We start from the raw sequence: 18716 nt of genomic DNA, 5'->3' as shown, positions 1-18716 counted from the left end.
TCGGTCGGATCCCTGGAACATGGCCGACCTGGGCGCCGAACGGGCGCGCCGGAGGGGCTCTCCGAACCGCGCCGCCCGAGTAGGGGCGCTCATTCACGCTGGCGCGCTCACATTGTTCAGGGTGCCGCGACAGACCTTGCTTTCCGGTTGTGCTGTTCCTGCGGTGCGGGTGGGTCAGCCGGTGGGGGGCTGGACGCCCAGTCGACCGAGGCAGAGGTCGACCGTCATGAGGAGATCGCCGAGGTCTGTGCTGCCCGAGCTGCACCACGCGCGGGTCGCCACCTGGATGGCCCCGAGAAACGTGACGGCGGTCAGCTGGGCGCCCAGACCGGGGTCGGGCGGGCCGTTCCCGGCAGTGGTGCCTTCAGGGGTGGTGCCTTCAGCGATGGCGTGTTCAGGGGTGGCGTGTTCAGCGGTGGCGTGTTCGACCGGGCTGGGATCGGTCTCCTCCGCGAGCTCCACGGCGAGTCGGTCGCCGATGGCGACGAGACGGCTCAGGACCGCTCCCGCCAGGGGTGAGGAGCCGTCGAGGAGAAGCAGATGATCGGCGTAGTGACGGAGCGAGTCGCCGTCCGGCGACATCAGCGTCCACGCGTCGAAGGCCGCGTTGCGCAGCGCCGTCAGAGGCGGCTCGTCGGCGGGCCGGCGGCGCAGTGCGGCCACGGTGAGATCGCCCATCTCGTCCAGCGGTGCGAGGGCGATCGCCTCCTTGCTCGTGAAGTAGCGGAACACGGTGCGCACGGACACCTCGGCCTGGTCGGCGATCTCCTCCACGGTGGCCGCCTCGTAGCCCTTCAGGTGGAACAGCTCGTGCGCGGCGTCGATGATCGACTGGCGGGTGCGACGCTTCTTCCGCTCACGCAGGCCCTCCGTGCGCTGGTCAGCCACGCCCGGTTACCTCCTGTCGCGTAGCGCTTCCGTGACCCTGGTGTCTTCGGCAAGCATACGCGCAACACCGGCAAATGGCAGACTCTGACAGATTTTTGACCCGCATGGTTCGTATGCCCTGTTTGTGGGGAGTGCTGGGGCAGGTTGCCCCCGATCTGCGGGGTCGACGGCGCTGTGTGCGTTATTTGAACTGATGGTTGTAGAAAAAGAACTGCTGCTGATAGTCTGACCGACGTCCTCAGCGTGACGGGGAGAGAGACGGGCGGGGTGCGATGAGGCTCGGGGTCGTCTATCCGCAGATCGAGCTCGAGGGCGATCCGTCGGCGCTCGCCCGGTTCGCCCGGGCGGCCGAGGGGCTCGGCTACGACCATCTGGTCCTGTACGACCACGTCATCGGCGCCTCGCACGAGCGGCGTGACCCGCCGATCCGGGGTCGGTACGGGGAACGGAGCCCGTTCCACGATCCCCTCACGGCCTTCGCCTACCTGGCCGGCCTGACCGAGCGCATCGAGTTCGTGAGCGGCGTCCTCATCCTTCCGCTGCGCCAGACCGTCCTCGTCGCCCGGCAGACGGCCGACATCGACCTCATGTCCGGGGGGCGGCTGCGGCTCGGGGTGGGGGCCGGGTACAACCGGGTCGAGTTCCACGCGATGGGCGTGGACTTCGCCAGCCGGGGCCGGCGACTGACCGAGCAGATCTCCTACCTCCGCCGGCTGTGGAGCGAGGAGCTGATCAGCTTCGAGGGCGAGTTCGACCAGATCGACCGCGCCAACATCGTCCCGAGGCCGACCCGCCGGATTCCGATCTGGTGCGGCGGGTTCGCCGAGGCGGCGTTCCGCCGGGCCGTGGCCCTGGCCGACGGTTTCGTCTTCGGCTACGGCCTCGATCAGCCGGCGATGGACGGCTGGGCCCGCCTGCGGGAACTGCTGGCGATCGCGGGCCGGCCGCTCGACGGCTTCGGCGCGCAGTTCGTCCTGCACGCACCCGGCCAGCCCTACACCGATCAGGAGATCACGGACGGGCTGCTGCGGCTGCGGGCGGCAGGCGCCACACACGCCTCGCTGTTCACGATGGGGCGCGGGCTCACCGGCGTCGACCGCCACATCGACTACATCGCGGAGATCATGAAGAAGGCCGAGGTCGCGCTGCGCTGAGCGGCCCTGGCCCGCTCCCGCGGGAAGCCGGGTGCCATTAACGAACGTGTCACCAGCCCCAAACGGGGCGGATCATGGAGTGGCCGTTCCTGACCAGGGGTGCTCCAGCATGATGTGCGGCCATGAGGCGGCAGCCGGTGGGCATGGATGAGCTGGTCCAGCACTGGACGGTGCTCGATGACGAACTGGAGCTCGTGGCGGGTAAGCGGGGTGGGACGCGGCTGGGGTTCGGGCTGCTGCTGAAGTACTTCACGCGGCATGGCCGGTTCCCCCGTGGCGGGGCGGAGTTCCCGGACGAGGTGGTGGAGTTCGTCGCCCGGCAGTTGGAGGTGCCGGCGGCGGAGTTCGAGTCCTACCAGTGGATCGGTAGCACGATCGAGTACCACCGCGCCCAGATACGCGAGCATCTGGGGTTTCGGGTGTGCTCGGTGCAGGACGCGGAGAAGCTGACGGCTTGGCTGGCCACCGATGTCGCGCACGCCGAGCGGAATGCGGACCGGGTGCGGGAGGAGCTGCTAAAGCACTGCCGCGAGGAGTGCATCGAGCCCCCGGCGCCGGACCGGATCACGCGGATTGTCCGCTCCGCGCTGCACGCTGCGGAGGAGACCTGGTTCGCCACCGTCGCGGCTCGGCTGGCTCCGGAGGTACGGGCGCGGATCCTTGCTCTGGTTGCTGCTGCCGGTGACGCGGACGGTGCCGAGGATGACGGGGACGCCGACGGCGGCGAGTCGGTGCTGGCGCTGGTCAAGGCGATGCCGGGGAACGTGAGCCTGGAGTCGATGCTGCGGGAGATCCGTAAGCTGACCGCGATCCGGGCGATCGGGCTCCCGGCGTCACTGTTCGCCGATGTGGCGCCGAAGGTGTTGGCTTCCTGGCGGGCGCGGGCCGCGGTGGAGTCGCCGTCCCATCTGCGCCGGCGGTCGCAGGAGGCGGCGGTGACGTTGTTGTCCGCGCTGCTGGTGGAGCGGGAGCGGGAGGTGACCGACTCGCTGGTGGATCTGCTCATCGCCACGGTGCATCGGATCGGTGCCCGGGCCGAGCAGAAGGTGACCAACGAGATGATCAACGCCTTCAAGCGGGTGTCGGGGAAGGAGAACATCCTGTTCCGGATCGCTGAGGCGTCGCTGGCCGAGCCGGACGGTGAGGTCCGCGGGGTCGTCTTCCCGGCTGTGGGCGGGGGCGAGCAGACGCTGAAGGAGCTGGTGCACGAGTACCGGACGAAGGGGTCGGTGTACCGGCGCACGGTGCAGACCACGTTGAAGGCGTCCTACACCAACCACTACCGCAAGGGTCTGATCGAGCTGCTGGAGGTTCTGGAGTTCCGTTCCAACAACTCCGCGTACCGGCCGGTCATCGACGCGCTCGCTCTGGTCCAGCGGTACGCGAAGGCCGGGAACACCACCTACTACCCGCTCGGCGAGAGCGCGCCGGAGCACCGTGTCACCACCGGGCAGTGGGCGGACCTCGTCTACCGCGCAGACAAGCGCGGCCGGCCTCGGATCGTGCGCATGGTCTACGAGGTGGCCACCTTCCAGGCCCTGCGCGAGCAGCTGCGCTGCAAGGAGGTCTGGGTGGTCGGCGCGGGCCGTTGGCGCAACCCAGACGAGGACCTACCGGGGGACTTCGAGGCCCGCCGCGTCGAGCACTACGGCGAACTGCGCAAGCCGCTGGACCCGGCGGTGTTCATCACGTCCCTGCGTGAGGAGATGACCGAGGCCCTGGCCGACCTTGACGAGGCCCTGCCGGAACTGGACTGGGTGGAGATCAAGGAACGTAAGGCCGGGGCGATCAGGTTCACCGCGCCGGAGGCGTCCGAAGAGCCCCGCAACCTGCGCAGGGTCAAGAACGAGGTGGGCCGCCGATGGAACGCGGTGCCGCTGATCGACATGCTCAAGGAGGCCGTGCTGCGGACCGGCTGCCTGACGGCGGTCACCTCCGTTGCGGGCAGCGGGCACTTGGCGCCCGAGGTGCTGGCTGAACGGCTGATGCTCGCGATCTACGCCTACGGCACCAACGCCGGTATCCGGTCGGTGGCCGGCGGCACGCACGGCCACACCGAAGAGGAGATCCGCTACGTCCGGCGCCGCTACCTGACCTCGCAGGCGGCCCGGCAGATTGCCATTGAGATCGCCAACGCCACCTTCGCTGCCCGCGATGTCGGGTTGTGGGGTGCGGGGTCGACGGCGGTGGCCTCGGACTCCACGCACTTCCGTTCCTGGGACCAGAACCTGTTCACCGAGTGGCACTCGCGCTACGGCGGCCGGGGGATCCTGGTGTACTGGCACGTCGAGCGGGGCTCGGTGGTGGTGCACTCCCAGACCCTGCGGGCCTCGGCCTCGGAGGTCGCGGCGATGGTCGAAGGGGCGATTCGCCATGGCACCACGATGAGCGTTGAAGGTAATTATGTGGACAGTCATGGCCAGTCGGAGATCGGGTTCGGCGTCACCCGGTTACTGAACGTTGATTTGCTGCCGCGGATCAAGCAGATCAACCGGGTACGGCTGTACCGGCCGAACGCCGGCGAACCCGGCGCCTACCCGAACCTGCACGCCGCCTTGACCCGGCCGATCCGCTGGGACGTGATCGACGCCAACTACGACCAGGTCATCAAGTACGCCACCGCGATCCGCACCGGCACGGCCTCCACCGAGGCGATCCTGTCCCGCTTCACCCGGGCCGCCTCGCACCCGGCCTACCAGGCGATGCTGGAGATCGGCCGCGCCCAGCGCACCGTTTTCCTCGCCCGCTACCTGCGGGATCGTGACCTGCAACGGGAGATCGAGGAGGGGTTGAACGTCGTCGAGTCGTGGAACGCGGCCAACGCGGTGATCTACTACGGCAAGGGCGGGGAGATCTCCACGAACCGCCGCGAGGAAGCGGAGATGGCGGCGCTGTGCCTGCGGATCCTCCAGGCCTCGTTGGTGTACGTCAACACGCTCATGCTCCAGGACGTCCTCGCTGAACCCGCATGGTCCGGGCTGCTCGCCCCTGCCGACCGGCGCGGGCTGACCCGCTGTTCTGGGGTCATGTGCGCCCGTATGGCGAGGTCAAACTGGACTTGGCCTCACGGCTGCGGATCGCCGCCGCCCTCAGCTGAGATCGCTACCGGTCGCGGTGCCAGAGCATGCCGGGCCGAGTGTCGGCTGGATCGGCAGCGCAGGGAACAGGGTGGGCGCGGGTCAGGTGGTGCCGGTGGCGATGGGGCGGTGGTCGAGGCGCCATTCGAGCATGCCGTCGATCAGGCGTGCGGCGCGGTGGCCGTGGGCGGTGAGGAGGCGGACGGCGTCGTGGGCGAGGACGCAGTTGGTGCCGCGGCAGTAGGCGACGATGTTGGCGTTCTCGGGGAGTTCGGCCAGGCGGGCTGCGAGCTGGTCGAGGGGGAGGCTGAGGGCGCCGGGGATGTGGCCGGCGGTGTATTCCTCGGTGGGGCGGACGTCGATGACGGTGGCGGTTCCGGCGTGGACGCGGTCGAGGAGTTCGTCGCGGGTGATCTCGTCGGTGTTGTCAGGTCCGAGGTAGGCGGTGCGGGCGTGGTCGGCGGCGGGCTGGTGGGTGTGTGCGACGTTCAGGAGCAACCCGTAGAGCGCGGCGACGTCGTCGCCGGCGAGGCGGTAGTGGATCCGCACGCCGTCGCGGCGGGTGCTGACCAGCCCGGCCTGTTTGAGGGTCTGCAGGTGTGCCGAGGCGGTGGTCAGGCCGAGGCCGGCGGCCTGGGCGAGGGCGTCGACGCTGCGTTCGCCCTGGGCGAGCAGGTCGAGCAGCTCCAGGCGTTTGCCGTTGGCGAGGGCTTTGCCGGTGCGGGCGAGGGCGTCGTAGAGCGCGCTCTTGCGCTCGGCCTTGCGCTGCGGGTCTCCCATGAAGCATCCTCCAAATATCCATGGAATATTGTAGTAGCGGGTCGGGGGGTCCGTGACCTCACCCTGCTGGTGTCTGGAGGACGCTGTGGGTTTCACCGACGATCACCTGATACCGCTGGTCGACGCGGGGCTGGGTAACAGCGCCTACCTGGTCGATCTGGGCGAGGGCCGCGCGCTGGCGGTGGACGCCTCCCGCGACCTGCGCACCCTGCGTGCCGCGGCCGCGCGGCGCGGCCTGACCGTGGCGTACGCGGCCGACACGCACCTGCACGCGGACTTCCTGTCCGGCGCACTGCAGCTGTCCGCCGACGACGGCGCGACCGTGCTCGCCTCTGCCGCCGGGCGTCGGGCGTTCGCGCACACCGGCCTCGGCGACGGTGACGAGGTGGACCTGGGCGGGCTGACCCTGCGTGCGCTTGCCACCCCGGGACACACCGACGAACACCTGTCCTTCCTGCTGCTCGACGGGACACGCGAGCTCGGGGTGTTCTCCGGCGGATCGCTCATCGTCGGCTCGGCCGCCCGCACCGATCTGCTGGGCGCGGACCGTGCGGAGGAACTGGCCCGCGCGCAGTACCGGTCGGTGCGCCGGATAGCGCAGCTGCCACAGGAGACGGCACTGTGGCCCACCCACGGGGCCGGGTCGTTCTGCTCGGCACCTCCCGGCGCGGAACGGACCAGCACCGTCGGTGCGCAGAAGCGGACGAACAACCTGCTCGCGGCCGCCGGCGAGGACGCTTTCGTCGCCGCGCTGCTCGGTTCGCTCGGCTCGTACCCGGCGTACTTCGACCGCCTCGCCGAGATCAACCGCCGTGGCCCCACACTCCTGGACGCCACCCTGTCCGTGCCTGCGCTGAGCCCCCTCGACGTGCGGCGGCTCGTCGAGGCAGGCGCGCAGGTCGTGGACGTACGGCCGGCAGCGGCCTTCGCGTCAGGCCACATCCCCGGCGCGCTGTCGAACCCGCTGCGCGAGCAGTTCGCGACCTGGCTGGGCTGGCTGGTCCCCGACGACGCGCCGCTGGTGTTCGTCGCCGATCCGGGCCAGGATCTGGCCGACGTCGCCTGGCAGGCCGCGAAGATCGGATACGAGCGGATCGCTGGGCACCTGGCAGGCGCCATGGACGCCTGGCGCGCCGACGGCGGCCCGCAGACCACCCTCGGGTTCCTCACCCCCGCGGCCATCGGCGACCGGCCGGTGCTGGATGTGCGGCAGGACGCGGAGTTCACCGCCGGGCACCTGCCCGGCGCGCTGCACACCGAACTCGGCTCCCTGCAAGGGATGGCGGATACCGCGCCGGACGGGGCGGTGGTGATGTGCGGCCACGGCGAACGGGCGATGACCGCCGCCAGCGTGCTGGCCCGCGCCGGACGCACCGGGCTCGCGGTGCTCGCCGGCGGGCCGGACGACTGGACCCGCGTCACCGGCCGGGCGCTGAAGGAAGGCGCATGAGCACCCCCACCACCATCGGGGCGCCCGCAGAGCCCACCGTGCGGCTCGGGCTGCGCGAGAACCTCCCGCAGTTCGCGCTGCTCGTCACCGTCAACGCGCTCGTCGGCGGCATGCTCGGCCAAGAACGCACCGTGCTCCCGCTGCTCGCCCGCGACGAGTTCGGCCTCGCCGGCAACACATTCATGCTCACCTACATCCTCGCGTTCGGGGCGACCAAGGCCGTCACGAACTTCTTCGCCGGGACCTGGTCCGACCGCTACGGCCGCAAACCCGTCCTGATCGCCGGATGGCTGATCGCCCTGCCTGTCCCCGCGCTGCTCGCGTGGGGCCCGTCGTGGGGCGCGATCGTGTTCGCCAACGTGCTGCTCGGGGTCAACCAGGGCCTGACCTGGTCCACCACCGTCATCATGAAGATCGACCTGGTCGGCCCGTCCCGGCGCGGCCTGGCCATGGGCTTCAACGAAGCGGCCGGATACGTCGCGGTCGCCGCGACCGCGATGGCCACCGGCGCGATCGCCGCCCACGCCGGCCTGCGACCCGAACCGTTCCTCCTCGGCGCCGCGTACGCCGCCCTCGGTCTGGGGCTCTCGGTCCTGGTCGTGCGTGAGACCCGCGGCCACGCGCGTGCCGAAGCAGCACGCCACCCCGCCCCCGCCAACCCCGAGCACCACGGCGATCTGACCACCGGGCAGATCGCCCAGCGCACCAGCCTGACCGACAAGGCGCTGTCGTCGGCGAGCTGGGCGGGCATGGTCAACAACCTCAACGACGCCCTGGCCTGGGGTGTCTTCCCGCTGCTGTTCGCCGCCCACGGCCTCACAGTCACCGAGATCGCCGTGCTTGCGGCGGTGTACCCGGCAGTCTGGGGCGCCGGCCAGATGCTGACAGGATGGTGGTCCGACCACATCGGCCGCAAACACCTCATCACCGCAGGCATGCTCCTGCAGGCCGCCGCTATCGCCCTGGTCGCCGCCGGAACATCGGTCAGCGTGTGGGCCGTCGCCCAAGTCCTGCTCGGCGCGGGCACCGCGCTGGTCTACCCAACACTGCTCGCGGTGATCGGCGACGTCGCCCACCCCGCCTGGCGCGCCCGCGCGGTCGGCGTCTACCGACTGTGGCGCGACGGCGGGTTCGCCGTCGGCGCGCTGCTCGCCGGAGCCGTCGCCGACCTGTTCAGCGTCCAAGCCGCGATCTGGACCGTCGCCGCGCTCACCGCCGGCGCCGGCCTCGTCGTCGCGGTCCGCATGTACGAGACGCACCCGTACACATGACTCCGGTGGACTCAGCCGCCCCCCGTTGCGGTGGCCTACCCCTGCCGCCGGTCAGTGACGAAGTACTTGACGAAGTAGAAGTACACCCGCGGCACGTCCACGCCCTGCGGGCCGACCCGGTAGATCCACGGTCGGATCCGGGGCTTAGCGGGGGTGCCGCCTGGACCAGGCGCGGGCGATGCCGGGCGCGGCGAGCACCGCGAGGCCGGCCAGGGGCAGGACGACGTCGGTCCACGGGTCACGGACCGGTTTGAACACCGCGCCAGCAGCGGTGATCTCGATGAAGCCCTGCGGGCGGGTGTCCGCCCCATCACCCCCACCGCCGCCCTGCCCGGCATGACTCGCGTGCAGGCCGCGTCCGGCCCCGCCACCGAAACCGAACGCCATCCGCGCCACCGGAACCACGGTGACCTTCTCGCGCACGACCGGCTCCCCGAACACCGCCGTCACCGACGCGCGCGCACCGATCCGGTCCACCACCCGCTCCAGCAGCGCCGCCGCCGCGTCGGCCGAATCCCGCACGGGGCCCGGCCGTTCGCCTTGTCTGTCGGAGACGGTCATCGCACCTCCCCGTCTTCCGCGTGCGGGCGCACGGCGGTACCGAGAATGTGAGCCGCCGCAGGCAACGGGACGCGCGTGGCCGGGAACGCGAAGCGGTCCAGCGCGGTCACGTCGAACCCCGCGCCGCGGATCGCGGCCTCGGTGACGCGGCCGGTGTGGCAACCCCCGCACAGCAGCGGCCACACCGTCGCGTCCACGGCCTTCTGCACCCGGCGCATCCGCGCGCTGTCTGCCCGCACATGCTCGAAGAACCGCACCTGCCCGCCCGGGCGCAGTACCCGGAACGCCTCCCCCAGCGCCGCGTCAGGATCGCGGACCGAGCACAGCGTCATGCAGAACACCACCGCGTCGAACGCCCCGTCCTCGAAGGGGAGGCGCCCAGCCAAACCGTCGACCACCTCGACCGGGACCGCCGCCGTGACGGCCGCCTCGACCGCCAGCATCCGCAGCCTCGGCTCCGGCTCGACCGCCACCACCCGCGCTACATCCGACGGGTAGTACCGAAAGTCGCACCGACCTCCAGCACCTGCCCCGTCAACCCCTCCAGCAGGCGCCTGCGGTGCTCGCCCGCCCCCGCCCGGTCCAGCCCAGGGCCGGCCACCCGCGCATAGAACCGCGCGAACACCGGCCTGCGCACCGCTCTCTCAGTCCTCGGCATCGCCGCCACCACGCTTCCCCGCGGCCGTTCGACCGCTATCCTCATCAAGGAGGTAATATATAGTGAAGTCACTTCACGATATCGAGGCGGAGCCGACGAACGCCAGCGCGTCCCTGAACCGGCTGTTCGAACTGGCCGAAGTCCTCGGAACGCTGATGGAGCACGGCATCGAAGCCCACGGCCTCACTCTCGCCCGCGCCAGGCTGCTATGGGTGCTGCTGCACGACGGACCCATGACCCAGCGCGCCCTCGCCGACGCGCTCGATGTCACCCCCCGCAACGTCACCGGCCTGCTCGACGCCCTCCAAGTCGACGGCTACATCCACCGCGCCCCGCACCCCACCGACCGCCGCGCCACCCTGGTCCACCTCACCGACCACGGCCGCACCGCCGTCACCAGGCTGCGGGCAGGACGCGACGACATGGCCGCCGCGCTGTTCGCCGGCATCCCTACCGCACACCTGAACGGCTTCACCGCCACCGTCGCCACCGTCACCGCGCGTCTGCGCACCGCCCGTGTACCGGGATGCGACGAGCAGACCCGCTGACACCGGCCGGTCGCACGCGACGCAACAGCCGCAGTAAATCCCGGATTTACTGCGGCAGAGCCCCTAGCGTGTCCCCCGCGACCTGCGGACCCTCCCCATACGTGGCGGGTGAGGTGTGCGCATTTACTGCGGCAGATGGGAGTTCGGGATGGACCGTCACCTCGGCGCGGTTCCGCCCCCACGCGGCCGGGTGGTCCCGCTCGCCCCGGTGCCCGCGACGTACGCCGTAGCGGTCGACCGCTACCTCACCAGCGCGGGCATCGCGGCGAGTTCGGCGCGCGTGTACCGGGTCTCCCTCACCACCTGGTGCTGGCCGCTCGCCGGACAACACCCGCCCCCCGGGCGGGCCCGGCGCGGCGCGCGGCCGCCGGCACTCGACCTGGCCGACCTCGACGATCCCGCCCTGCCCGAGCGCTTGGCGGCCGCGTACGCGGCGCGGGTGTCCGAGGTCGACGCGGACACCGTCAACCGCGAACTCGCCGTCGTACGCGCCGCGGTGGCATGGTGGCGCGGACAAGGCTGGATCGACAGCGATCCGACATTAGGCCTGGAGCGCAGACCCGCGCCGTACGACCGCACCCGCGCCCTGCCCCGCGAGCAGGTCGAGCGGCTGTTCCGGCTGGAGGCGCCGCTGCGCGAAAAGACGCTGTGGCGGCTGCTGTACGAATCCGCCGCACGCGCCGAAGAGGTCCTGTGCCTGAACATCGAGGACCTCGACCTCCCGAACAAACGCGCCCGCACTATCGCCAAAGGCGGCGCGATCGAATGGATCCACTGGCAGTCCGGCACCGCCCAACTACTCCCGCGCCTCATCGCCGGTCGCACCCGCGGGCCGCTGTTCCTGACTGACCGCAAGGCCCCGTCGCGCACCCCGATGCTCGACACCTGCCCAACCACCGGCCGCGCCCGACTGTCGTACCGACGAGCCGCCGAACTGTTCGAGTACCAAACCCGCGCCATCACCAGCCCCAACGGCCAGGCACGCGGGTTCACGCTCCACCAACTCCGGCACGCCGCGCTGACCCACGACGCCGAATCCGGAACCTCGACCCCCATGCTGCTCGCCCGCTCCCGACACGCCACCGCCCGATCCCTGGAGCGCTACGCCCGCCCCGGCGTGGACGCCGTTGCCTCCCACGTCGCCCACCTCGACCCCGCCACACGGCGAAGAGCACCAGGACCGTCCTGATTTGGGGCTGGTGACACCGCGGTTAATAGCACCCCGAAGCGGGCCAGGGCCGCCCCCGCTCCCGCGTCGGTGCGGGAGCGGGCCAGGGCCGCTCGTCAGCCGGGTTCCGCCCGCGGCGCGGCCGGGGCCACCTGTCCCGCGGGGGCCTGCTCACGCAGCACCGCCCGCTGGATCTTGCCGGTGGCGGTCTTCGGCAGCTCCGGAAGAATCGAGATCCGGCGCGGGTACTTGTACGCGGCGAGCCGCTCCCGGGCGAAGGCGGTCAGCTCCTCGGGAGTGGTGGCCGCGCCGTCGCGCAGCGACACGTAGGCCGCCACGGTCTCGCCGCGGTAGGCGTCCGGCAGGCCGACCACGGCGGCCTCGAAGACGTCGGGGTGCTCGTACAGGACGTCCTCGACCTCGCGCGGCCAGACCTTGAAGCCCGACGTGTTGATCTGGTCCTTGACCCGGTCGACGAGATAGACCCAGCCGGCGGCGTCGAGGACGGCGACATCCCCGGTGCGCAGCCGCCCGCCCGCCAGCGCGTGCGCCGACGCCTCGGGGTTGCGCCAGTAGCCGGGGATGACCTGCGGCGCGGAGATGACCAGCTCGCCCTCGACGCCCGGCGGTCGTGGCGCGCCGCTCCCGTCGGTGATCCACACGTCGACGTTCTGCATCGGCACGCCGATCGACAGGGTGCCGCTCGGGCCGTGCACGGGTGCCGCCGCGCCGGGGGGCACGGCGATGCCCCCGCCGGTCGTCTCGGTCATGCCCCAGATGTTGTGCAGGTAGGGCCCGAACCTCGACCGGAAGGCCTCCACCGTCGACGGCGGGATGGGCGCGCCGCCGGAATAGAGCCGCTTCACCGTGGCGAAATGCTCGGGGCCCGCGCCGTCCACCCGGAAAAAGGCGTTGAACGCCGTGATCGAACCGATGGTGGTCGTCACACCGTGGTCACGGAAGGCCTCGAGCGCGACCGAGGGCTCGAAGCGGCCGCTCATGCTCAGTGTCGTGTCGTTCAGCAGGGCGATGCCCGCGTTCAGGGAAAGCCCGGTGATGTGGAAGAGGGGGGCGATCGCGAACACCACGTCGCCGGGCTCGAGAAGGAGCCAGCGGCCGTAGTTCAGCACCGAGTTCAGGAAGTTCCGGTGTGTGTTCAGCGCGCCCTTGGGTGGGCCCGTGGTGCCGGAGGTGTAGGTGAGGAAGGCGGTGTCGTCCAGGGTGGTCTCGACCGGCTCGGGGTGCTGCCCCCGCCGTCGCGTCAGGATCGCAGCCAGATCGCCGTCAGGTGACGGCGCGGGATCGCCGCCGGTGCCGAACACCCGCGGGTCGTCCGCCGTCTGGAAGTCGCGAGCGGAGGCGGATAACAGCCAGCGGACGGTGCTGCCCGCGAGCGTCTCGCGGGTCTGGGCGTCGGTCCCGCGGGCCAGGATGATCCCCGTGGTGCCGGAGTCGTCGATCAGGCGCCGCAGTTCGCGTCCGCGGTACATCGGGTTGAGCGGCACCGCGATGCCGCCGGCCTTCCAGATCGCCAGCAGGCTGATCGGGTAGTACGGCACGTTCTGCAGGTAGACGCCCACGCGGTCGCCCGGCCGGACGTCCCGTTCCTGCAGCTCGGCGGCGAGGGCGTCGGTGTGGGCGTCGAGTTCGGCCGCGCTGAGGGAGCCGTCGAAGTACCGCACCGCCGTCCGGCCGGGGTTACCGGCCACCCGGTCCCGCCACGCGTCGACGATCGAGGAGTGGGCGAGGCGCGGCGACGGGTCGATCCGCGGTGGGTACGCGGCGAGCCATGGCCGGGCGGTCGAGAGGACGTCCTCGCTCGCGGAATCGGTCGGCATTGATCAGCCCCTCGGGTCTGCGCAGGGTTCGGTCGGGCTTGACACCCCTCCGGGAGCTTATTAGCTTGAGCACCTATTGAACACTATGTCGCACATAATGCACGGTGGCGGGCGCTCTACGGCGACAGGTGATCCACAGTCGAGCGGCAGAGCGGCCCAGGCGGGCGCCGCGGCCCGCGGGCGCCGTGCCGACGCGGTCCCGGTGCCGGCCAGCCGGGCGGTTCCGAACCTCTCCCAGTGACGGGGGCATGCGATGCACGAGCATGAGACGTACGACGTGGTGGTTCTCGGGTCGGGCGCGGCGGGGCTGACCGCGGCGCTCGCCGCGGCCGTGGAGGGCGCCCGCGTCGCCGTGTTCGAGAAGGCGGAGCTGCTCGGCGGCACGACCGCGCTGTCCGGCGGGACGATCTGGGTCCCCGCCAACCAGCCGGCCCGGGCGGCCGGCATCAAGGATTCCCGCGCGGACGGCCTGGCCTACCTGGCGAGTCTGTCGAACGGGATGATTCTCCCGGAGCTGGCCGAGGCGCTCGTCGACGGCGGTCCGGAGCTGGTCGACTTCGTCGAGCGGCAGACGGATCTCCGTTTCCACCTGGTCGAGGGCTATCCCGACTATCACCCGGAACGTCCCGGCGGCCTGCCCCGCGGGGGACGGTCGATCGAGGTCGGCCTTTTCTCCTTCCTCGGGTTCGAGGAATGGGAGGACCGCATCGCGGGCGACACCAGCCGGCTGCTCATCCGCGAGATGCCGCTGGGCGGGGGCACCGGCGCGCTGGAGCCGGACCTGCTCGCCGAGCGGGAGAAGAACCGCGCGGAGGGCCTCGGCCGGGCGCTGGTCGGCGGTCTGCTCCAGGCCTGCCTGCGGCGTGGGGTGCACGTCGCCACCCGGACGCGCGGCCTGCGGTTGGTCACCGGGGACGGCGCCGTCACCGGGATCGAGATCGCGACCCCCGACGGCACCCGGTCGGTGCGCACGGGCGCGGTCGTGCTCGCCACCGGCGGTTTCGAGTACGACGCCGATCTCGTCCGCGACTTCCTGCGCGGGCCGCTGACCCGGGCCATCGGCGCGCCGTCCAACACCGGCGACGGGCTGCGGATGGCGATGCGGGTCGGCGCCCAGCTCGGCAACATGCGGGAGGCCTGGTGGGCCCCGGTCGTCAGCCTTCCCGGGCATCGCCGTGACGGAGCCCGCAACGGGCTGCTGACCGCCCGGGAGCGCGCGCTGCCCGGTTCGATCATGGTCAACGGCCACGGCCGCCGTTTCGCCAACGAGGCGGCGAACTACAACGCCTTCGGCGGCGCCTACCACCAGCTCGACGCGTCGAAGTTCGAGTACCCGAACCTGCCGAGCTACATGATCTTCGACCAGTCGACCGTCGACCGGTTCGGTGTCTTCGGCGGGGCGCCCGGCGGCGCGGTGCCGGACTGGCTGGAGCGCGCGGACACCCTGGACGCGCTGGCGGGCCGGCTCGGCCTGCCCGCGGCCGAGGTCGCGGCGACCGTGCGGCGGTTCAACGAGCATGCCCGTGCCGGCACCGACCCCGACTTCGGCCGCGGCGACAACGCCTACGACCGGTTCCCCGGCGGCCGGGTGCTCGATCCCGAATCGGTCCTCTCCACGCTGGGCCCGGTCGAGACCGCGCCGTTCTACGGCGTCGAGGTCGGGTCGTCGGCGCTCGGCACCAAGGGCGGCCCCCGGACCGACCGGGAGGGCCGGGTCCTGGACGTCGACGGCGACGTGATCCGCGGGCTCTACGCCGCGGGGAACGTGATGGCGAGTCCGTCCGGCATGGTGTACGGCGGTGCCGGGGCGACACTGGCCGTCGCCGGGGTGTGGGGTCTCTACGCCGGGCGTGCGGCGGCGAGCGACCCGGCGTCCGGCGCCCGGTCGCCGGTCCTGAGCGAACGATCCGGAAGCTGACCCGAAGCCAGTAGATCACCGGGAATTGGGGCGAAGAGCGAGACAATGACTGAGACCTTAGAGAATCCGGCCGAGGCGATCACCGTGCGGGACGCCGAGGACATCTTCGCCGGATGGCTCGCCGACTTCGCGGCGGCCCTGCGGAGCGGATCCACGTCCGACCTCGCCGCGCTCTTCCTCCCGGAGGCGACCTGGCGGGACTTCATGGCCTTCCCCTGGGACTTCCACCACACGGTCGGGCGGGAGGAGACCGTCACCCGGCTCACCGAGCTGGCGAAGGCCTGGAACGCCGCCGACTTCCGGCCCAGCAGGGAGCAGCCGCCGGTCGTCACCGACGGCGCCATCAACGCGTTCTTCGACTTCACCACCACGGACCGGATCGACCGTGGCTATGTGCTGCTCGTACCGAGCGCGGGGCACTTCGTGGTGTCGATCCTGCAGACCCAGGTGATAGGACTGCAGGCCCATCCGGAACGGGTGCGTCACCATCGCCGGGACGGCAAGGTCTACGGGATCGTGCCCGACCGCACCCGGTGGTCGAGCGACCGCGAGAAGGAGATCGCCTTCGAGGACAGCGAGCCCGCGGTGCTCGTGCTCGGCGCGGGGCACAACGGGCTGGCCATCGCGGCCCGGCTCGGCGCGCTCGACGTGCCGACGCTCGTCATCGACCGCGAGGCCCGGGTCGGGGACACCTGGCGCAAGCGCTACGCGTCGCTGGCCCTGCACAGCACCGTCTTCGGGGACCATCTGCCCTACCTGTCGCTGCCGCCGTCCTGGCCGGCGCACACCCCGAAGGACAAGTTCGCCGACTGGCTGGAGTCGTACGCGAACCTGCTCGACCTCAACGTGTGGACGTCCACCACGTTCCTCGACGGGCACTTCGACGAGGACGCCCAGCGGTGGACGATCCGGGTCCGGCGCGGCGACGGCTCGGTCCGGGAACTGCACCCGCGGCACTTCGTCGTGGCGGGCGGCCTGTTCGGATCCCCGAAGATCCCCGCGATCAAGGGGATCGAGACCTTCCCCGGCATGACGGCGCACTCGGACGAGTTCCAGTACGGCGCCGACTTCGCGGGGAAGAAGGCGCTGGTGATCGGGGCCGGCGTGAGCGGCCACGAGATCGCGCACGACCTGTACGAGCACGGCGCGGACGTCACGATGCTGCAGCGCAGCGCGACCTACGTGGTGAGCTACGAGTCCTACCACCGGTACTGGTCGACGCTGTTCACCGAGGACATGCCCTACACCCCGGACTTCGCGGACCAGATGACCTACTCGTTGCCCAACGAGCGGGTCGACGAGCTCAACAAGAAGCTGGTGAAGCTCGCCGCGGCGGCCGACCAGGATCTGCTCGACGGTCTCACCGCGCGGGGCTTCAAGCTCGAGTGGGGCCCGGACGGCACCGGCATCATCGGCGCCCACATGTCCGGCAAGGACGCCTACCAGATCAACATCGGCGCGTCCGAACTGATCGCGGACGGCCTGGTGCACCTCAAACAGGGCGTCGAGGTGGCCGAGGTCAGGGACCGGACGGTGGTCTTCACCGACGGCTCGACCCTCGACGTCGACCTGATCGTCTTCGCCACCGGCTACCACCAGTTCTGGGGCCACATCAAGCCCACGCTGGGCTCGGCGGCGGACCGGATCGACAAGGCGTACGGCCGGGCCGCGGACGGCGAGTACGCGAACACGTGGCGTCGTTCCGCCCAGCCCGGGCTGTGGTTCGGCACCGGGTTCATCCGGATGGCCCGCTTCTACACCCGGTTCACGGCACTGCTGATCAAGGCGATCGAGGTCGGTGTCGAGCCGATGAACCCGGACCGGGCCGACGGCGACTGATGGCCGCCATCGACGTGCACAAACGGGTCGAACCCGGGACCGTGGCGCTGCTCGACCGGCTGGCGCGCTGGGACCTGACGAGCATCGCGACGATCCGGCGCTCGTACGCGGCGGTCGGCCCGCCGCCCGCCCCCGAGGATCCGCGGGTCCGGCGTCGCGACCAGGTCATCCCGGGCATGGACGGCCGTCCCGACGTGCGGGTGCGCTGGTACCGCCCCGCCGACGCCCCCGCCGGGGCGGCGCTGCCCTTCCTCCTCTGGCTGCACGGCGGCGCCTACATCATGGGGAACCTGGACGAGAACGACGACCGCCTCGACCGGATGGTCATCGAGCTCGGCTGCACCGTCGCCTCGGTCGACTGGCGGCTGGCCCCGGAGCACCCCTACCCGGCGGGCCTGGAGGACGCGGAGACCGTCTGGCGCCGGGTCAGCGCGAACCCGGCCGACTTCGGGGTCGACCCGGCCCGACTGGTCCTGGGCGGGGCGAGCGCGGGTGCCGGCCTGGCCGCCGGACTGTGCCTGCGGCTGCGGGACCTCGGCGTCCCCCAGCCGGCGCTGCAGCTGCTGATCTACCCGATGCTCGACGACCGTGAGCTGACCCCCTCGATCCGCGCGATCGAGGACCCGGGCCACTGGGGCCTGTGGCATCTGCGGGCCAACCGGTTGTGCTGGGCGGCCTATCTCGGGTCGCTCGAGGGCGGCGAGGTCCCGCCCGGCGCGGCGCCGGCGCGGGCGGAAGACCTCGCCGGGCTCGCGCCGGCCTTCCTCGGGATCGGCGACGTCGACGGGTTCGTGGACGAGAACGTCGCCTACGCGGCACGCCTGTCGGCCGCGGGCGTGCCGACCGAGCTGCACGTGTACCCCGGGGTCATCCACGGCGGGTTCGGCGCGCCGCCGCGCACCCCGCGCACCGCGCAGTTCCTGCGGGACGTCTACGCGGCGCTGGCCGCCGCGTTCGTGCCGGCGGACGGATCCCAGGAAGCCGGCGAGCGGCCCTGATGGCCGGGGAGAACCTGGCGGACGTGGCGAACCTGGCGGACGTGGCTGGCCTGGCGGAGGTGGAGAGCAGGCTCCGGCGGCTGGAGGCACGGCTGCGGGCGGCCGAGGACCAGCTGGAGATCCTCCGCCTGCTCAACAGCTACGGCCCTCTGGTCGACAGCGGGTCGGCGGAAGAGGCGGCCGACCTGTGGATCAGCGGCGGCGGCTACGAGTTCGGCGTCCCAGCCGGGAGCGCTGTCCGGGTCGAGGCGCCGCAGGGCCTGGCGGATCTCTACCGGACCGAGCCGCACACCGGGCTGGTCGCCGCCGGCGTCGCGCACCTCACCGCCCCGCCTCGCGTCACCGTCAGCGGTGACACGGCGGAGGCCGTCGGCTATTCCTTCGTGGTCCTCAGGGAGGATGACCGGTGGTTTCTGTGGCGGGCCGCGGTCAACCACTGGACGCTGCTGCGCACACCTGCCGGCTGGCGGATCCGGGACCGCCGCAACCGCGTCCTTGACGGCTCACCCGAGTCGCAGGCGATCATGCGCCTGGTGCGGGGGTGAGAGCCCGCGCCGCGCAGCCGGGC

Annotated in this window: 15 protein-coding genes and 1 pseudogene; 10 read left to right on the top strand and 6 right to left on the bottom strand. The window is 71.4% G+C overall.

Annotated features, from left to right (window positions below):
* Positions 1-174 precede the first annotated feature (174 nt).
* Entirely contained in the window at positions 175-888 is a 714-nt protein-coding gene (locus AC559T_RS15630; RefSeq protein WP_498869209.1) for a TetR/AcrR family transcriptional regulator, read from the bottom strand.
* Positions 889-1160: 272 nt separating this feature from the next.
* Between AC559T_RS15630 and AC559T_RS15625 the strand changes: the two genes are divergently transcribed.
* Entirely contained in the window at positions 1161-2042 is an 882-nt protein-coding gene (locus AC559T_RS15625) for an LLM class F420-dependent oxidoreductase (protein ID WP_498869208.1), read from the top strand.
* A gap of 122 nt (positions 2043-2164) precedes the next feature.
* A pseudogene (locus tag AC559T_RS15620) lies at positions 2165-5026 on the top strand (Tn3 family transposase); the annotation flags it as partial.
* A 195-nt stretch (positions 5027-5221) separates the two neighbouring features.
* Here AC559T_RS15620 and AC559T_RS15615 read toward each other — a convergent pair.
* Positions 5222-5899, bottom strand: coding sequence for an ArsR/SmtB family transcription factor (locus tag AC559T_RS15615; protein WP_498869229.1), 678 nt, complete (start codon positions 5897-5899; stop codon positions 5222-5224).
* A gap of 85 nt (positions 5900-5984) precedes the next feature.
* Here AC559T_RS15615 and AC559T_RS15610 point away from each other — a divergent pair, with 85 nt between their 5' ends.
* Together AC559T_RS15610 and AC559T_RS15605 are read left to right on the top strand one after the other, a co-directional pair.
* Complete coding sequence (locus AC559T_RS15610) at positions 5985-7349, top strand: MBL fold metallo-hydrolase (protein WP_498869207.1); 1365 nt, start codon at positions 5985-5987, stop codon at positions 7347-7349.
* Entirely contained in the window at positions 7346-8620 is a 1275-nt protein-coding gene (locus AC559T_RS15605) for an MFS transporter (protein WP_498869206.1), read from the top strand. Before AC559T_RS15610 ends, AC559T_RS15605 begins: the two co-directional genes overlap by 4 nt.
* 144 nt (positions 8621-8764) lie before the next feature.
* On the opposite strand, the gene AC559T_RS15600 is transcribed toward AC559T_RS15605, so the two are convergent.
* The 3 genes from AC559T_RS15600 to AC559T_RS15590 are packed head-to-tail and all read right to left on the bottom strand — an operon-like array spanning position 8765 to position 9839.
* On the bottom strand, positions 8765-9181 hold the full coding sequence (locus tag AC559T_RS15600) for a spore germination protein GerW family protein (protein WP_498869205.1): 417 nt from the start codon (positions 9179-9181) through the stop codon (positions 8765-8767).
* Entirely contained in the window at positions 9178-9657 is a 480-nt protein-coding gene (locus tag AC559T_RS15595; RefSeq protein ID WP_498869204.1) for a class I SAM-dependent methyltransferase, read from the bottom strand. The genes AC559T_RS15600 and AC559T_RS15595 overlap by 4 nt, the downstream gene beginning before the upstream one ends.
* Before the next feature lie 5 nt (positions 9658-9662).
* Positions 9663-9839, bottom strand: a complete 177-nt coding sequence (locus AC559T_RS15590; protein ID WP_498869203.1) for a hypothetical protein — start codon at positions 9837-9839, stop codon at positions 9663-9665.
* A 62-nt stretch (positions 9840-9901) separates the two neighbouring features.
* On the opposite strand from AC559T_RS15590, the gene AC559T_RS15585 reads away from it, so the two are divergent.
* Both AC559T_RS15585 and AC559T_RS15580 read left to right on the top strand, forming a co-directional pair.
* Positions 9902-10387 (top strand): MarR family winged helix-turn-helix transcriptional regulator, encoded by a 486-nt coding sequence (locus AC559T_RS15585; protein WP_498869202.1) that lies wholly within the window; start codon positions 9902-9904, stop codon positions 10385-10387.
* A 148-nt stretch (positions 10388-10535) separates the two neighbouring features.
* Positions 10536-11576 carry a tyrosine-type recombinase/integrase gene (locus AC559T_RS15580; protein WP_498869201.1) on the top strand — a complete coding sequence of 347 codons (1041 nt, stop codon included), beginning with the start codon at positions 10536-10538 and terminating at the stop codon, positions 11574-11576.
* A 95-nt stretch (positions 11577-11671) separates the two neighbouring features.
* On the opposite strand, the gene AC559T_RS15575 is transcribed toward AC559T_RS15580, so the two are convergent.
* Complete coding sequence (locus AC559T_RS15575) at positions 11672-13393, bottom strand: class I adenylate-forming enzyme family protein (protein ID WP_498869200.1); 1722 nt, start codon at positions 13391-13393, stop codon at positions 11672-11674.
* Positions 13394-13646: 253 nt separating this feature from the next.
* Between AC559T_RS15575 and AC559T_RS15570 the strand changes: the two genes are divergently transcribed.
* The 4 genes from AC559T_RS15570 to AC559T_RS15555 are packed head-to-tail and all read left to right on the top strand — an operon-like array spanning position 13647 to position 18693.
* Positions 13647-15311 (top strand): FAD-dependent oxidoreductase, encoded by a 1665-nt coding sequence (locus AC559T_RS15570; protein ID WP_498869199.1) that lies wholly within the window; start codon positions 13647-13649, stop codon positions 15309-15311.
* A 45-nt stretch (positions 15312-15356) separates the two neighbouring features.
* Positions 15357-17150 carry a flavin-containing monooxygenase gene (locus AC559T_RS15565; protein ID WP_498869198.1) on the top strand — a complete coding sequence of 598 codons (1794 nt, stop codon included), beginning with the start codon at positions 15357-15359 and terminating at the stop codon, positions 17148-17150.
* The gene (locus AC559T_RS15560; RefSeq protein ID WP_498869197.1) at positions 17150-18148 is read left to right on the top strand and encodes an alpha/beta hydrolase; all 999 of its coding nucleotides are present in this window, start codon (positions 17150-17152) and stop codon (positions 18146-18148) included. Before AC559T_RS15565 ends, AC559T_RS15560 begins: the two co-directional genes overlap by 1 nt.
* A complete protein-coding gene (locus AC559T_RS15555; protein WP_498869196.1) occupies positions 18148-18693 on the top strand; it encodes a nuclear transport factor 2 family protein in 546 nt (181 codons plus the stop codon). The genes AC559T_RS15560 and AC559T_RS15555 overlap by 1 nt, the downstream gene beginning before the upstream one ends.
* Positions 18694-18716 lie beyond the last annotated feature (23 nt).

It is taken from the genome of Frankia sp. Hr75.2, from assembly GCF_949319125.1.
Classification (GTDB): Bacteria; Actinomycetota; Actinomycetes; order Frankiales; family Frankiaceae; genus Parafrankia; species Parafrankia soli.
This window is presented reverse-complemented; position numbering and strand designations above follow the sequence as displayed.

Excerpts from the sequence above, each read along its gene's own strand:
- AC559T_RS15625 (WP_498869208.1), top strand. The coding sequence starts at position 1,161 with ATGAGGCTCGGGGTCGTCTATCCGCAGATCGAGCTCGAGGGCGATCCG.
- AC559T_RS15615 (WP_498869229.1), bottom strand. The coding sequence starts at position 5,899 with ATGGGAGACCCGCAGCGCAAGGCCGAGCGCAAGAGCGCGCTCTACGAC.
- AC559T_RS15605 (WP_498869206.1), top strand. The coding sequence starts at position 7,346 with ATGAGCACCCCCACCACCATCGGGGCGCCCGCAGAGCCCACCGTGCGG.
- AC559T_RS15600 (WP_498869205.1), bottom strand. The coding sequence starts at position 9,181 with ATGACCGTCTCCGACAGACAAGGCGAACGGCCGGGCCCCGTGCGGGAT.
- AC559T_RS15590 (WP_498869203.1), bottom strand. The coding sequence starts at position 9,839 with ATGCCGAGGACTGAGAGAGCGGTGCGCAGGCCGGTGTTCGCGCGGTTC.
- AC559T_RS15580 (WP_498869201.1), top strand. The coding sequence starts at position 10,536 with ATGGACCGTCACCTCGGCGCGGTTCCGCCCCCACGCGGCCGGGTGGTC.
- AC559T_RS15575 (WP_498869200.1), bottom strand. The coding sequence starts at position 13,393 with ATGCCGACCGATTCCGCGAGCGAGGACGTCCTCTCGACCGCCCGGCCA.
- AC559T_RS15570 (WP_498869199.1), top strand. The coding sequence starts at position 13,647 with ATGCACGAGCATGAGACGTACGACGTGGTGGTTCTCGGGTCGGGCGCG.
- AC559T_RS15565 (WP_498869198.1), top strand. The coding sequence starts at position 15,357 with ATGACTGAGACCTTAGAGAATCCGGCCGAGGCGATCACCGTGCGGGAC.
- AC559T_RS15560 (WP_498869197.1), top strand. The coding sequence starts at position 17,150 with ATGGCCGCCATCGACGTGCACAAACGGGTCGAACCCGGGACCGTGGCG.
- AC559T_RS15555 (WP_498869196.1), top strand. The coding sequence starts at position 18,148 with ATGGCCGGGGAGAACCTGGCGGACGTGGCGAACCTGGCGGACGTGGCT.